The organism is Streptomyces sp. NPDC006207, from assembly GCF_040613835.1.
In the GTDB taxonomy this organism is placed as follows: Bacteria; Actinomycetota; Actinomycetes; order Streptomycetales; family Streptomycetaceae; genus Actinacidiphila.
Window position 1 is genome coordinate 34,892 of sequence record NZ_JBEXSX010000048.1, and the last position, 15,236, is coordinate 50,127.

At 74.9% G+C, this 15,236-nt stretch carries 7 protein-coding genes and 1 pseudogene; 3 read left to right on the forward strand and 5 right to left on the reverse strand.

The features are described 5' to 3' along the window. Positions 1-100 precede the first annotated feature (100 nt). Positions 101-2,197, forward strand: coding sequence for a bifunctional glycosyltransferase/CDP-glycerol:glycerophosphate glycerophosphotransferase (locus tag ABZ312_RS31190; protein ID WP_500439229.1), 2,097 nt, complete (start codon positions 101-103; stop codon positions 2,195-2,197). 4 nt (positions 2,198-2,201) lie between these two features. On the opposite strand, the gene ABZ312_RS31195 is transcribed toward ABZ312_RS31190, so the two are convergent. The 5 genes from ABZ312_RS31195 to ABZ312_RS31215 all read right to left on the reverse strand — a co-directional run bounded on the left by ABZ312_RS31195 (position 2,202) and on the right by ABZ312_RS31215 (position 11,505). Then, complete coding sequence (locus tag ABZ312_RS31195) at positions 2,202-4,415, reverse strand: bifunctional glycosyltransferase/CDP-glycerol:glycerophosphate glycerophosphotransferase (protein WP_500330100.1); 2,214 nt, start codon at positions 4,413-4,415, stop codon at positions 2,202-2,204. Positions 4,416-4,537: 122 nt separating this feature from the next. Continuing rightward, entirely contained in the window at positions 4,538-5,458 is a 921-nt protein-coding gene (locus tag ABZ312_RS31200; RefSeq protein WP_500330098.1) for a carbohydrate ABC transporter permease, read from the reverse strand. Continuing rightward, entirely contained in the window at positions 5,455-6,732 is a 1,278-nt protein-coding gene (locus ABZ312_RS31205) for a carbohydrate ABC transporter permease (RefSeq protein WP_500330096.1), read from the reverse strand. The genes ABZ312_RS31200 and ABZ312_RS31205 overlap by 4 nt, the downstream gene beginning before the upstream one ends. Before the next feature lie 81 nt (positions 6,733-6,813). Continuing rightward, positions 6,814-8,199, reverse strand: coding sequence for an ABC transporter substrate-binding protein (locus ABZ312_RS31210; protein ID WP_500330095.1), 1,386 nt, complete (start codon positions 8,197-8,199; stop codon positions 6,814-6,816). A 219-nt stretch (positions 8,200-8,418) separates the two neighbouring features. Further along, positions 8,419-11,505: an FtsK/SpoIIIE domain-containing protein gene (locus tag ABZ312_RS31215; protein ID WP_500330094.1), complete on the reverse strand. Its 3,087-nt coding sequence runs from the start codon at positions 11,503-11,505 to the stop codon at positions 8,419-8,421. 367 nt (positions 11,506-11,872) lie between these two features. Here ABZ312_RS31215 and ABZ312_RS31220 point away from each other — a divergent pair, with 367 nt between their 5' ends. Then, on the forward strand, positions 11,873-13,660 hold the full coding sequence (locus ABZ312_RS31220; RefSeq protein WP_500439230.1) for a serine/threonine-protein kinase: 1,788 nt from the start codon (positions 11,873-11,875) through the stop codon (positions 13,658-13,660). Between the two features lie 288 nt (positions 13,661-13,948). After that, positions 13,949-15,184: pseudogene (locus tag ABZ312_RS31225) on the forward strand (serine/threonine-protein kinase); the annotation flags it as partial. Positions 15,185-15,236: the final 52 nt, after the last annotated feature.

Consider the following 15,236-nt stretch of genomic DNA (forward strand, 5'->3'; position numbering starts at 1 on the left):
GCGAGGGGTTCAACTCGTGATCGCGTCCTCGGTCACCTCGCCTGCGCCTTTCGGGTGATCCACCGGGCGCCGGGGGCCGCTCCTGCCTACGCTCGGCGCTATGCCTCGGTTCAGTGTGATCGTCCCGGTATGGAAGACCCAGGGTTACGTCCGTGCGTGCCTGGAGTCGGTGCTCGGGCAGCGGTACGCGGACCTGGAGCTGATCGCGGTCGACGACTGCTCGCCCGACGGGTCGGCCGCCGTCGTCGACGAGGTCGCCGCCGCCGACCCCAGGGTGCTCCCGCTGCGGAGGCCCCGCAACGCAGGGCCCGGTCCGGCCCGGAACGCGGGGGCGGCCCGGGCCAGCGGCGACTACCTGCTCTTCCTCGACTCCGACGACCTCCTCGCGCCCGGCGCCCTGACCGCCCTCGACGCGAGGCTGCGCGCCACCGGAGACCCGGAGGTGCTGCTCTTCGACCATGACTGGCTCGACGTGTGGGAGCACCGCACGGAGAGCGGGGACGGCGACTTCCTGCAGGCGGCCGCGCTCGCCGGGCACGCCGTCTTCCGGGCCACCGAGCGCCCGCAGTGCCTGACCGTGTTCCCCGCGGCCTGGAACCGGGTGGTGCGGCGCGACTACTGGGCCGGGTTCGCCTTCGGCGCCGGTCCGTACGAGGACGTCCCGGTGGCGTACGAGATGCTGCTCGCCGCCCCGCGCATCGCCTGCCTGGACCGGGTCTGCGTCACGTGGCGCGAGCGCCGCCGCGGCAGCTTCTCCAGCACGCCGGGCCCGCAGCACCTCGTCCTGGCCGACCGGTACGACACGCTGCTGGCCCGGCACGACCTGCCGGTGCTGCGCGCCGAGCGGGACCGGCGGCTCACGGCCGTCCTGGACGACCCCGGGCGGCTGCGCGCGCAGGACCGCGCCGCCTTCTTCCGCCGCGCCGGGCTGCCGGGCACCTTCGCCGCCCATCGCGCCGCGGAGCTGGGCACCCGGGCCGCCCGGCGGTTGCGCACGCACCGCAACGCCGTCGCCCGCGAGGTGTACCGCCGCTGGTACGCCCTGGAACGCCGCCGCCCGCTCGACGACGACCTGGTGGTGTACGCGGCGTACTGGAACCGGGGGGTGCTGTGCAGCCCCGCCGCGATCTACCGCAAGGCCCGCGAGCTCGCCCCGCACCTGCACGGGGTCTGGGTGGTCCGGCGCGGTGCGCAGGACGCGGTCCCCGAGGGCGTCGACCGGGTGGAGGCGAACTCCCGCCGCTACTGGGAGCTGCTGGCCCGCGCCCGCTTCCTGGTGAACAACGCCAACTTCACCGGGGAGGTCGTCAAGCGCCCCGGCCAGGTCTACCTGCAGACCCACCACGGCACCCCGCTCAAGCACATGGGCATGGACCTGCGCGCCCACCCGGCGGTGGCCAAGGGCATGAGCTTCCGCCGCCTGCTGGACCACGCCGACCAGTGGGACTACTCCCTGTCCGCCAACCCCCACTCAAGCGAGGTCTGGGAGCGGGTCTACCCCGGCAACTATCTGACGCTGCCGACCGGCTACCCCCGCAACGACGCCTACTTCACGGCGGGCGCCGACGACGTGCGGCAGATCCGGGCCCGGCTGGGCATCCCGGACGGGGTCAGGGCGATCCTGTACGCCCCCACGCACCGCGACTACCAGCGGGAGTTCGTCCCGCAGTTGGACCTCGCCCGGCTGTGCCGGGCGCTGGGGCGGGAGTACCTGGTACTGGTCCGCGCGCACTACTTCTACCCCGGGGCCGGCCCGGCGGCGCTGCCGGAGGGGGCGCTGGACGTCTCCGCGCACACACCGCTGGAGGAGCTGTGCCTGGCCTCCGACGCGCTGCTCACCGACTACTCGTCGCTGATGTTCGACTACGCGGGCCTCGACCGCCCGATCGTGGTCCACGCCGCCGACTGGGAGGTCTACCGGGCCGCCCGCGGGGTCTACTTCGACCTGGTCTCCGGGCGCCCCGGCGACACCCCGGGCGTGGTCGCCCGCGACGAGGCCGCGATCGCCACCGCCTTCCGCTCCGGCGCCTGGGCCTCGCCGGAGGCGGCCGAGCTGCGGGCGGCCTTCCGGGCCCGCTTCTGCCCCTGGGACGACGGCCGGGCCGCCGAACGCGCCGTACGGCGGGTGCTGCTCGGCGAACCGGAGCTGCTGCCCGTCCTCAAGCCGGACGAGCGCACCCCCGCGCCGCCGCCGTGAGCCGTCAGGGGCGGGCCGCCGGGGCGGGGGTGCGGCGCTCCGGGGGGAGGGCGGCGGGCTGGCCGCCGTCCTCGCCGAGGAAGACCCGCCGCACGACCCGCTCGGCGGCGTGGCCGTCGTCCCACGGGCAGAAGTGGGCCCGGAACGCGGCCCGCGCCTGGGCCGAACGGGGGCCGCGCCAGGTGTCCGTGGTGAGGATGGACAGGAGTTCGTCCTCGCTCCGGGCGACCGGCCCGGGGGCGTCGGCGGTGATGTCGAAGTACGTGCCGCGGGCGGCCCGGTAGGCCGTCCAGTCCTCGGCGTGGACCACGATCGGGCGGTCGAGGCCGGCGTAGTCGAACATCAGGGGGGAGTAGTCGGTCACCAGGGCGTCCGCCGCCAGGCACAGCTCCTGGACCGACGGGTGGGCGGAGACGTCCAGCACGGTGTCCGGCAGCCCTTCGGGGAGCGTGCCCGAGCCGCCGTGGCCGTCCGGTGCCCGGTACAGGACCACGTGGCCGGGGCCGAGTTCACGGGCCAGCCGGACCAGGTCGACGGGCGGGTGGAAGCCGCGCCGGTAGTCGCGGTGCGCGGGCGCGTACAAGATTGCGGTGGACTCCGGCGGGATGCCCAGCCGGGCCCGGATCCGCCGCACGTCGTCGGCGTCGGCGCGCAGCAGGACGTCGTTGCCGGGCCGCCCGTGCTCCAAGGTGGTGTAGCCGGCGGGGTAGGCGCGCTCCCAGACCACCGTCGAGTGCGGGTTGGCGGACAGGCAGAAGTCCCAGCGGTCGGTGTGGGCCAGCATCCGGGCGAAGTCCCGGCCCGCCGAGGCGGCCGGGTGCCCCTGGACGTCCAGGCCCGTGCGGCCGAGCGGGGTGCCCTGGTGGGTGTGGAGGTTCACCTGGCCGCGCCGCTTGCGGTAGGCATGCGGGAAGTTGACGTCGTTGACCAGGTAGGTGGCGCGCGCCAGCGCCGTCCAGTACGCGGGCGAGCCGGGCTGGAGCCGGCGTACGCCGCGCGGCAGGGTGGCCGCGTACGCCGGGGTCGTGATCCACGCGGTGCGCAGGTGCGGGGCCAGGTCGCGCACGGCGGCCTCCAGGGCGGCGGGGTCGCCGCCGTAGCCGGCGTAGCGGCAGGCCGCGAAGACGGCGAGGTCCGGGTCGAGTCGGCGCTGCCGCTGGATCCGGTAGTGCAGCCGCAGGCCCGCCTCCCGGGCCGCCCGGGCGGTGTCCTTCACCAGCCGCCGCAGCCTCCTGCGCAGCGCGTTGGCGGTGCGCACGGCGTCGAAGACCTGCCGCGCGCCGAGCCGCACGAGCAGCCGCCGGGTGCCGCCGGGGACGCCGCGCGGACGGGAGCCGGGCTCCTGCGGGCGGTAGCGGCGGAAGTGGACGCTGCAGCGCTGGAAGTAGACGCCCCGGGCCGAGCGGGGCAGCCGGCCGGGGGTGTTGTAGACCGCCAGCAGGTGGTCGGTCATCCGGCTGAAGAGGGCGGCCCGCCAGCTGTCGAGGGCGGGGTTGCGGTCGAGGAAGGCGAAGACCCGGTCGTACTGGTCGAAGACGTCGAAGTGCCGGCTGCTGGTGGTGCGCAGGATGCTGCCCCGGCGGCGCTGCCGGTAGAGCACGCAGACCCGGTCGAGCACCGCGATGCTGCGGGCGGACAGCAGCAGGGGGTAGGTCCAGGGGACGTCCTCGTACCAGCCGGGCGGGAAGACGAGGTCGCGGCGCTGGACGAACTCCCGCCGGTACGCCTTGTTCCAGGCGACCGGCAGCAGCCGCAGCAGCTCGGGCCGGTCGTCGAGGGGCCCGGCGGGGCGTGCGTCCTGGGCGAGCAGGGGGGCGCGCTGGTTGCGCACGACGCGGCCGTCCCAGTAGGTGCGGGCGTAGTCGTAGACCAGCACGTCCGGCTCGGCGGTCTCCTTCAGGCGGTCGGCGACGGCCTGCAGGGAGCCGGGCGCGAGGGTGTCGTCGCTGTCGAGGAAGAGCAGGTAGTCCCCGGTGGCGCGGGCCATCCCGGCGTTGCGGGCCGGGCCGAGGCCCACGTTCTCCTTCAGGTGCAGGACGGTCACCCTGCGGTCGCGGGCCGCGAAGGCGTCGAGGATGGCACCGCTGGCGTCCGGGGAGCGGTCGTCGACGGCGATCACCTCGAAGTCCGAGAAGCTCTGCCCGAGCACGGACTCCAGGCACTCGTGCAGGTAGGCCTGCACCTTGTGGGCGGGCACGATGACGCTGAACCGGGGCAAGGCAGCACATCCGTAATGTCGGCTTACGCGGCGTATGCCCGTTATATCCCGGGCGTACGCCGCGTACGGCGACCCGTCCGACGACGGAGTGTTGCCCCTCTGGCCTGCGGAGGGTTGCGGGGCTACTTCACGGCGCCCGCCATGACGCCGGAGACGAACTGGCGCTGGAAGGCGAAGAAGACGACGAGCGGGACCACCATCGACACGAAGGCCCCCGGTGCCAGGACGTCGATGTTGTTGCCGAACTGCCGGACCTGCTGCTGCAGCGCGACCGTGATGGGCTGCGAGCCGCTGTTGGAGAAGATCAGCGCCACCAGCATGTCGTTCCACACCCACAGGAACTGGAAGATGCCGAGCGAGGCGATCGCCGGGCCGCCCAGGGGCATGATCACGGTGGCGAACAGCCGCAGCTCGCCCGCGCCGTCCAGCCGGGCCGCCTCCAGCAGCTCCCGCGGGATCTCCGCGAAGAAGTTGCGCAGCAGGAAGACGGCGAACGGCAGGCCGAAGCCGACGTGGAAGAGCACCACGCCGATGATGTCGCCGAAGATCCCGATCTCCCCGAACAGCTTCGCCACCGGGATGAGCGCGATCTGCACCGGCACCACCAGCAGCCCCACCACCACGAGGAACAGCCAGTCCCGGCCCGGGAACTCCATCCAGGCGAAGGCGTAGCCCGCCAGCGCCCCGATCACCACCACCAGCAACGTGGCCGGCACCGTGATCAGGGCGGTGTTGACCAGCGAGGAGGTCACGGCGTCGTTGCCGAGCAGTTCCCGGTAGTTGGTGACGGTCAGCTGTGAGGGCGTGGTGAACACCTTCCACCAGCCGGAGTCGGCGATGTCCACCGGCCCCCGGAAGGAGGAGATCAGCAGCCCCACGGTCGGCATCAGCCAGAACAGGGCCACCAGCACCAGGAACACCCGCAGCACCCCGCCGCCGGTACGGGCCGCCACCCGCGAGGCGAAGGACTGCCGGGCGGCGGTCGTGGTGGCCCGCGCCTCGGCGGGGCCCGCCGGTTCCGCTGTGCCTGCGACGGTCGTCATCGTCGGGCCTCCCTGCGCAGTCGGCGGATGTTGAAGACCATGACCGGGACGACCAGCAGCAGCAGGACCACACCGATCGCGCTGCCCACGCCCTGGTCGTTGCCGGCCCCGAAGGAGGACAGGTACAGCTGCAGGGCCAGGACGTTGGCCTCGTCCTTGGAGGTGTCGGGCGCGACGATGTAGACCAGGTCGAAGATCTTCATCACGTTGATCATGAGCGTCACGACGACCACGACCAGCACCGGCGCCAGCAGCGGCACGGTGATCCTGCGGAAGACCTGCCACTCGTTGGCGCCGTCGATGCGCGCCGCCTCCATCAGCTCCCGCGGCACCCCCGCCAGGCCCGCCGCGATGAGCACCATGGCGAAGCCCGCCCACATCCACAGGTACGACCCGATGATGGCGGGCGTCACCAGGGTGGGGCCGAGCCAGTCGACACCGTTGTACGGCTCCGCGAAGTTCGCCGCCGGCAGCCGCAGTTGGGCCCCGGCCGCCGAGGCGGGCAGCGAGAAGGTGCCGTCCGTGCCGGAGGTGGCCGAGGCCACCACCCGTCCGTCGCGCACGGCCTCGACCTTGACGCCCTCCAGCGCCTTCTCACCGGCGTCGATCACCCCGGGCTCGCCGCCGCCGCCCGGCTTGAAGTCCAGCCACACGGTGCCGGTCACCCCGGGGCCCGCGGCGGCCTGCCGGGCGTCCGCGGTGCCCGCGGGCAGCTTCGCCGCGGGGACGCCGATCAGCGGCAGCCCGACCGCCGTCCCCTGCCCGGCGGCGTCCCGCGTGGTGTAGGAGCCCCCTCCCGAGGCCGCCAGCGGGCCGTTCGGCCGCGGACGGGCCCCGGGGTACGCCGAGGACTCGGCGAAGGTGTCGTGGACACCGACCACGACCGCGTTGGCCGCGCCGCGCGCCGGGTCCTGCTCGTACACCAGCCGGAAGATGATCCCGGCCGCCAGCATCGAGATCGCCATCGGCATGAAGACGACCAGCTTGAAGGCGGTGCCCCAGCTCACCCGTTCGGTCAGCACCGCGAAGACCAGCCCGAGGGCCGTGGCCAGCACCGGCGCCACGACCACCCAGACCGCGGTGTTGCGCAGCGCCGTCAGGGTGCTGTCGTCGCTGAAGACCGAGGCGTAGTTGTGCAGGCCGACGAAACCCGAGCCGGCCCTGTCGAACAGGCTGCGCCAGGTGGTGTACCCGATCGGGTACACCACCAGCGCGCCCAGCAGCACCAGCGCGGGCAGCAGGAACAGTCCCGCCACCCAGCGCCGGGTGCCCATGACGCTCCTGCCCGGGGCGGAGGGAGCGCCGCCGGGAGCGGCCGGCCCCTTCGCCGTGGCCGCCGTCGCCATCGTGGCCGCCTAGCCGGCGTACGCCTTGGCGGCGTCCGCTTCCAGCTTGGCCTGCGCGCCGGCGACGTCGGAGGGGTTCCTCAGGAAGTCCTGCAGGTCCTTCCACTCGCCCTTGCCCGCGGTGCCGCCGAAGGCCGCCGGGGCCTGGTCGGACATGTCAAAGCGGAAGTCGTCGCCCGCCGCGACCAGCCCCTGGGCGATCGAGCGGGAGACCTCGTCCGGGTACGCCGACAGGTCCAGCGACTTGTTCGGCGAGACGAAGCCGCCCGAGGAGGCCCAGACCTTCGCCGCGTCGGTGGAGGCGAGGAAGGTCAGCAGCGCCTGCGCGCCCTTGGTGTCCTTCAGCGCCACGCCGACGTCACCGCCGCTGACCACCGGTGCCTTGCCGGAGCCCACCGCGGGGAAGGGGAAGACCTTGGCGTCCTCGCCCACCTTCGCCTTGGTGTTGTCGCCGATGAACGCGCCGACGAAGTCGCCCTCGTAGACCATGCCGGCCTTCGGCGGGTTGCCGGTGAAGGTCTGCGTCACGGACTTCGGGAAGTCGGTCTTGAGCGCGCCGCTCTGCCCGCCGGCGATCAGGTCCTTCTTGCCGAAGAGCTGGGCGAGGGTGGTGAGCGCGTCCTTCACCGAGGGGTCGGTCCACTTGATCTTGTGCTCGGCCAGCTGGTCGTACTTCTCCGGCCCGGCCTGGGAGAGGTAGATGTTCTCGAACCAGTCGGTGAGGGTCCAGCCGTCCGCGCCGCCGACCGATACCGGGGCAGTGCCCGACTCGAAGAGGGTCTCGGCGGTCTGGAGGAAGTCGTCCCAGGTGGCCGGAGGTTCGGAGACCCCGGCGTTCTCGAAGGCCGCGGTGTTGTACCAGACCAGCGACTTGTTGGCGGCCTTGGCGTAGACGCCGTACTGCTTGCCCTCGTACGCGCCCAGGTCCTTCCAGCCCGTGGTGAAGTTCTTGTCGAGCTGCGCCTGGACGTCGGAGGAGAGCGGCTTCAGCCAGCCCTTCTGCGCGAACTGCCGTAACACGCCGACCTGCGGGAGGAACGCCACGTCCGGCGGCTGGCCGCCCTCGATCTTCGTACCGAGGAAGGTGGAGACGTTGTCGCCGGTGGGCACGAAGCCGACCTCGGCACCGGTGCGCCGGGTGAACTCGTCCAGCACCTTCTGGAAGTTCTTCTGCTCCGGCCCGGTCCACACCGCCGCGACCTCGAGCTTCTGGCCCTTGAGGTCCGGCAGCGAGACGCTCCCGCTGCCACCGGAACTGCTCCGGCCCCCACCGGGGTCGCCCTTGTCGTCGTCGCCTCCGCCGCACCCGGCGGCCGTCAGCGCCAGGGCGGCCGTCGCCACGGCGGCGATGACCGCTTCGCGTGTACGTCGCGTGCGCCTGCTGGATGTCCGCATCTGCCTGCCCATCCCCTCAGCGCGGACCCGCGCCGCGGTGGCAGCCCGCCGCATGGCCGTGGCAGCTGCGCCGGGCGTCCCGTCCCCGCGTCATCCGCTGTTCCGCGTTCAGTCCTACGCCCTGTCTGATAACCGCCGCAATAGCGCCTCAGCGCACGGCGGTTGGATCGTGACCTTCATGTGACCGGCGGTGCGGCCGGCGCAGGGGACCGGGAGGGCTCAGAGCAGCGGCGGCACCGGATCGGCCGCCGCGGACTCCGCGGCACGCTGCAGGGCACTGGCCAGCAGGGCGAGGTCGGTGGGGCCGTTGCCCAGTTCGCGGACCGGGCGGCGGGTCGGCGGATCGCCCATGCGCTCCCATTCCAGCGGGACCACCGTGGGCCGCAGGGTCGCCGTACGCGGGATCCGGCCACTGACCCGTCCGGCCTGGAAGGCCGTGACCGCTCCGTCCGGCCGGCGCAGGTAACCCCGGCCCGGCAGGGCGTCGTCGACGGTCGCCGGCTCCTCGACGGCGACCAGCAGCGCGGCCGACTCCGGCTCCTCGGTGCGCAGCGCGATCCGCAGCCGCGCCGCGTCGTCGGTGTCGGTGCCCGCGGTGCGCTCCGGGCGGCCGGTCGCGGCGACCAGGTGGACGCCGAGACGCTCGCCGTCGCGCGCCACTCCCTCCAGGGCGCGGACCACCGAGCCCGCGGCGGGCCGGCCGGGACTGCCCAGCGCGGGGGCGACCAGGACGTCGAAGTCGTCCACCACCACGACCAGCCGGGGCAGCGGCTCGGTGGTACGGGTCCGTACCCGCACCGCGCCGCGCACCTGCGGGTCGGCGGCACCGGCCGGGGCGTGGCCCGGCTCCACCTGGCGGGGCACCGCGGGCAGCCGGCGGCGCTCGTGCCACTGCGCGAAGTCGCCCCCGTCCAGCAGCTCGTCACGGCGCCTCAGCTCCGCCGTGAGGGCCTGCGCGAACTCGCGCATCCGCACCGGGTCGGAGGCGGACAGATAGGTGGAGACGTGCGGGAGGTCGGTGCAGGTGCGCAGCCCCTCGCCGCGCTCGGACCCGGCGCCGTCGACGAGGACCAGGGCCAGCCGGTCCGGCCGCTCGCCCGCGGACAGGGCGGCGGCCACCGAACGCAGCAGTTCGGTCTTGCCGGCGCCCGCGGCGCCGCCGACCAGCAGGTGCGGCCCTTCGGCGACCAGGTCGACCAGGACCCGGCCCTCCGGGCCGGCGCCCAGGACCGCCGCGGCGGCACCACCGGAGGGAGCGGGCTCGGCCCAGCGGGTCGCGATCTTCGCCGGGGTGGCGAGCGCCAGGTCCAGCTCGTCCAGCAGCCGGGCCGTCGGCGGGAGCGCGGAGCGCGTACGGCGGGGAGCGGCGGCGTCGCCCTCGCGCAGCGGGGCGAGGGCGCGCGCGAAACGCTCGGCCCAGGCCGCCGACACCGCCTCCATGGTCATGTGCTCCGGCCCGTGCGGCTCCATCCGCAGCGTCGTCGCGACGTCGCCCTCCAGCACGGCGACGGCACCGCACCCGGCGGCCAGCCGCTCGGGGCTCTCGGCCAGGCACAGCAGGTGCACCCCGACCGACGGCCCGGCGGCCGCGATGCGGCCCGCGGCCTCGCGCAGATAGGCCGAGCCCGGATCACCGTCCACCACCAGCAGGGTGTACGGGCCCTCGCGGCGTGCCGCGGCCTCGGCCACCTCCTCCGGGGAGGCGGTCGCCCAGCCCGTGCCGAGCGGGCCCTCCTCGATGCGCCGGACCACCTCGGAGACGCGGGCCTCCGCCTGCTCCCGGTCCGTGGCGGTGAGCAGCCGGCAGTCCTGGCCGTGCGCCGGGCGCAGATGCGGTAGCCAGTTCAGCCACCCCCACTCCTCGGTCCGCCCTTCGGCGGGACGGGAGCGGTCGGCGTTGACCAGGACGACCTCCAGCACGCCGGGCGGGTGCAGGGCGCACAGCTGGGCGATGACCGCCCGGGCCAGCCCGGACAGCCTCGGGCGCGGTCCGGCGAGGCCCAGCACATGGGTGTGCGGGTCGCGCAGGTCGACGGTGAACGGCACGGCGGGCAGCGTCCGGAAGCCGTCCTCGGCGGTCAGGTCGGCGGTGCCGAGCCGGACCGTGAGCAGGTCGGGATGGCCGAGGGCGCGCTCCCACAGCCGCGGGCCCGGTCCGAGCGCGGTGAGCAGGACGGCCGCGGGATCGGGCCAGCGCTCGCGCAGCGCGGCGGCGTCGGCCTGGTCGTACGTCGTCCCGCCGCCCCCGGGGCCGTCGGCGCCCGGGGCGCCGCGCCCGGCCGCCAGGCGCCTGGCCCAGCCCCCTATGGCCCCGGCCATCCGGCTGCCGGCCTCCGCGGCCTTCCCGCCGCCGCGGCGGCCCTGGGGCAGCGCGACCGTGCGGGTCTGCTCGGACAGGCCGCGCTGCGGGGTGTCCCGCCGGGCCGGGGTGCCCGGCGCGCCCTGTGCCGGACCCGGTCCGGGCGCGGGAGCGGCGAGGGCGTCCACGCCCACGTTCCCGGCGCCGGTGCCGGTGGTCGTCGGGCCGTCGGCGGGCACCGCGTCCCGGGCGGCGGGGCGCTCCCCGGTGCCGTCGGCGGGACGGGCGGGACGCCAGGTCGCCACGGGGCCGCTGTCCGGCCAGGAGGTCGGGGGGAGGGTCACCTGGAGGTGCCCCTCGGCGTCGGGGACGGCGGGGATGGAGGCGGGCGGCGGGGGGACGGCCGAGCCCGGGGGTGCCGGCTCCAGCCGGAGGGTCGACTCGCCGATCCGCAGCAGCGTGCCGGCGGGGAAGGGGACCGCGCGCTCGCCCACGGGAGCGCCGTCGAGGGTGGTGCCGTTGGTGGAGCCGAGGTCGGCGACGGTGACCCGGCCCTCGCCGTCCACCGTGATGGCACAGTGCAGCCGTGAGACGTCGGGGTCGTCCAGCGGGACGTCCGCGTCCGCGGACCGGCCGACCCGGATCCGGCCGCCCTGCAGCAGGTGGACGCCGCCCGCGTCGGGCCCGCCGACGACGTGCAGCCGGGCGGCGGCCGTGGGGCGGCCGCCGTCGTGCCCGTCGGCGGGGGAGTGCAGCGACAGGACGGCGCCGTCGAGCAGGGGCGGCACGCCGAGGACGGCGGTGGCCGGGTCCAGGCGCTCGGCGCCCGCGTACAGCGGGGGCGTGGACTTGCCGGCCCGCGCGGGCTGGCCGGAGCCGCCCGAGCCGGACGCGAGGGCTCCGGCCACGGCACTCAGGGGAGTGCCCGCGGGCGCGGTGACCAGCACGTCGCAGGAGCGCGCCGCGCGGCCACCGCGCGGCCCGAGAACGGTCAGCCGGATCTGCATCTCCGTCCACGGTCCCTTCTGCCCGGATCCACCGCGGTGCGGGCCCCCGACCCCACCCCGCCGTGCCCGGGACGTCGACACGTACAAGAACGGACCGGCGGGCTCCCCTCGCCCGGCTGACCCAGCCGGCTCGGCGATGCGCGTTCCGCGACACGCATCCTCCCACCCGCCGCCGACAGCTCGCCGCCGGTGCCCACCTTTGCGATCTTGAATGGTCAGCATTGGGCGGAAAGGGCAACCAAACGACCGTACTCCGCGTCCTAACCCCACACCCGCCCCGTACCGGAACGCAGCCCCGCTCCCACGTGGCGGCACTACAGTGGGCGAAACAGGCCACGGACCAGGCCAAGATCCAGGGAGCGCGAACGTGCGGCCGGTAGGCAGCAAATACGAACTGGTGGAGCCGCTCGGGCGCGGAGCCACGGGCACCGTGTGGCGGTCGCAGGTACGGGACACCGGCGAGACCGTCGCGATCAAGGTGCTCAAGGAGGAGCTGGCGGGCGATCCCGACATCGTCATGCGCTTCCTCCGGGAGCGGTCGGTCCTGCTGAGGCTGCGCCACCCGCACATCGTCCGGGTCCGCGACCTGGTCGTGGAGGGTGAGCTGCTCGCCCTGGTGATGGATCTGGTCGAGGGCCCCGACCTCTACCGCTACCTGCGCGAGAACGGCCCGTTCTCGCCGGTCGGCGGCGCCCTGCTGACCGCCGCCGTGGCCGACGCGCTGGCCGCCAGCCACGCCGACGGCGTGGTGCACCGCGACCTCAAGCCCGCCAACGTCCTGCTCGCCACCGTCGCAGGCCCCGACGGCACCCAGCAGATGCACCCGATGCTGACCGACTTCGGCATCGCGCGGCTGGCGGACTCGCCCGGCGTCACCCGCACCCACGAGTTCGTCGGCACGCCCGCCTACATAGCGCCGGAGTCGGCCCAGGGCCGTCCGCAGACCTCCGCGGTGGACATCTACGGCGCCGGCATCCTCCTGTACGAACTGGTCACCGGCCGTCCGCCGTTCCGGGGCGAGAGCGCGCTCGAAGTGCTGCACCAGCACCTGAGCGAGGAGCCGCGCCGTCCCTCCACCGTGCCCGAACCGCTGTGGACGGTGATAGAGCGCTGCCTGCGCAAGGAGCCCGGCGAGCGGCCGAGCGCGGAGAACCTGGCGCGCGCCCTGCGCGTCGTCGCGGCGGGCGTGGGCGTGCACTCCTCCCCGGCGCAGTCCGAGGCGGCGCTCGGCGTCGCCGCGCTGCTCGCGCCGGACCCGGCCCCGGCCACCGTCCCGGACACCCCGCTCGTCCCGCCGGGCACCGCCGACCCCACCCAGGTGCTGCCGAACCGGTCGCCCGCAGGCGCGTACGACGCGTACGACCCCAATGCCGCCACCAGCGTCCTGCCCGCCTCGGCGGGGGGCGCCGCCGACGCGACCCGGGTGATCCCGGGCGGCTCGGCGCCGACCGCGTCCGGCGACGGCACCCGCGTAATGCCGCCGGTGCCGGACGGGCCGCCGGACTCCGGTGTCCCGCAGGGCCCGCATCCGTGGGAGTCGCAGCTCAACCGCGCCCGTGCGCGCGCCGAGCAGACCGAGATCCAGTACCTGGACCCGGAGCAGGACCCGCTGCGCCGCAGGCCGCGCCGGCAGCCCGCCCAGCAGCCGCAACAGCCGCAACAGCCTCCCCAGGCGTACCAGCAGCGGCCGCAGCAGCCCCCTCAGTACCGGCAGCCCTCGCAGCCCGCCTACGCCCCGCAGCCGCATCCGCAGCAGTACGGCCGGCAGTCGCAGCCCCAGCCGCAGCAGTACGCGCCGCGGCCGCAGCAGCCCGCGCCGCGCTACGAGCAGCCGCAGCACCAGCGGTACGAGCCGCAGCGCCCGCCCGCGCCCGAGCCGGCCCCCCGCCGCGAGCCGCGCCCCCGCAGCGCCAACCCGATGAAGATCCCGGGCCTGGGGTGCCTCAAGGGCTGCTTCACGATGATCGTCGTGCTGATCGTGATCTTCATGCTGGCCTGGTACCTCACCCCCCTGCAGGACTGGCTGAACACGGGCAAGGGCCTGTGGGACACCGTGACCGGCTGGATCAGCGAGGTGTGGAACTGGGTCTCCACCATCGGCGACACCGCCAACAGCGCCCCGGACGTCCCGAACGTCCCCGGCGGCAACCAGTAGCGGCGTGCGGCGGCGCCCCCCGGCCGGGGGCGCCGGCAACCGAGCGGGCAACTGAGCGGGCCGGGGCCGCGGATGACGTGGCGCCACCCGTGCGCGGGGCCCGGTTCCGTCAACGCCGAGCGGTACGGCGTCACCTCTCCGACTCGCCGATGTTGGTGATTTGTCGACTTCTGGAGGGTGATTTCTCCCGGAGAAGCCGCACTCACCCCTGACAGGTTCCCCCAACCGGCTCGCATCCGCGTAGCTTTGTCGCCAACACGACGGCACGTCGGAGGAGTCGGAGCAGCCTTGGGACGGAAGATCGGCAGCCGGTACACCGCGCACCAGGTGCTGGGGCGGGGTTCCGCCGGCACGGTGTGGCTGGGCGAGGGCCCCGAAGGCCCGGTCGCCATCAAGCTGCTGCGCGAGGACCTCGCCTCCGACCAGGACCTCGTCGGCCGCTTCGTGCAGGAGCGCACGGCCCTGCTGGCGCTCCACCACCCGCACATCGTCGGCATCCGCGACCTGGTGGTCGACGGTTCCGACCTCGCGCTCGTCATGGAACTCGTCCGCGGCACGGACCTGCGCTCCCGGCTGGAGCGCGAACGCAGGCTCACCCCCGAGGCGGCCGTGTCCATCACCGCGGACGTCGCGGACGGCCTGGCCGCGGCCCACGCCGCGGGCGTCGTCCACCGCGACGTCAAGCCGGAGAACGTCCTGCTGGACTCCGCCGCCCCGCCCGGACCGGGCGGGGCGCCTCCGGCGCTGCTCACCGACTTCGGCATCGCCCGGCTGGTCGACTCCCCGCGCCGCACCCGGGCCACCCGCATCATCGGCACCCCCGACTACCTGGCACCGGAGATCATCGAAGGTCTGCCGCCGCGTGCCTCCGTCGACATCTACGCCCTCGCCACCGTCCTGTACGAACTGCTCGCCGGCTTCACCCCGTTCGGCGGCGGTCACCCGGGCGCGGTGCTGCGCCGGCACGTCACCGAGTCCGTCGCGCCGCTGCCCGACCTGCCCGACGAGCTGTGGCAGTTGCTCTCCCAGTGCCTCGCCAAGGCCCCCGCCTCCCGGCTGACCGCGGCCGAGGTCGGCACGCGGCTGCGCGAGCTGCTGCCCGCGCTCGCCGGGCTGCCCCCGCTGGAGGTGGACGCGCCCGGCGACCACCACGGCGAGGATGCGTACGACCGGGAGCCCGGTTCCGTCGCCGAGCCGTACGACGCACGGGCCGGCCGCCCGCGCGGTGCCGTGCCCCTGGTCCGCGGCTCCGCACCCGACTCGACGCGCGACACGCACACCAGCATCAAGCTGCCCACCGCGGAGGAGCTGGCCGGCGGCGGGGCCGCCGCGATGCCCGGCCAGCGCGCCCGGCACCGTCACCGGGCCGTCCCCGACGCGCTCCAGCGCCGCCGCGTCAAGATCGGCGCCGCGGCGGCGGCCGCCCTGGTCGTCGGGCTCGGCGGCTGGGCGATCGCGGCCTCCGGCTCCGACGACGACGGCGGCTCCAACAGCCGGGAGGACAAGCCGTCCGGGCAGGCCTCGACCACCCCGACCGCCCCCACCGGCGCCGCCGCCTCCCCGCAGGGCGCGGTCA

What these genes read in the sequence shown, in the direction of transcription:
- ABZ312_RS31200 (WP_500330098.1), bottom strand. Translation starts at nt 5,458, where the DNA reads ATGACGACCGTCGCAGGCACAGCGGAACCGGCGGGCCCCGCCGAGGCG.
- ABZ312_RS31210 (WP_500330095.1), bottom strand. Translation starts at nt 8,199, where the DNA reads ATGCGGACATCCAGCAGGCGCACGCGACGTACACGCGAAGCGGTCATC.
- ABZ312_RS31205 (WP_500330096.1), bottom strand. Translation starts at nt 6,732, where the DNA reads ATGGGCACCCGGCGCTGGGTGGCGGGACTGTTCCTGCTGCCCGCGCTG.
- ABZ312_RS31215 (WP_500330094.1), bottom strand. Translation starts at nt 11,505, where the DNA reads ATGCAGATCCGGCTGACCGTTCTCGGGCCGCGCGGTGGCCGCGCGGCG.
- ABZ312_RS31190 (WP_500439229.1), top strand. Translation starts at nt 101, where the DNA reads ATGCCTCGGTTCAGTGTGATCGTCCCGGTATGGAAGACCCAGGGTTAC.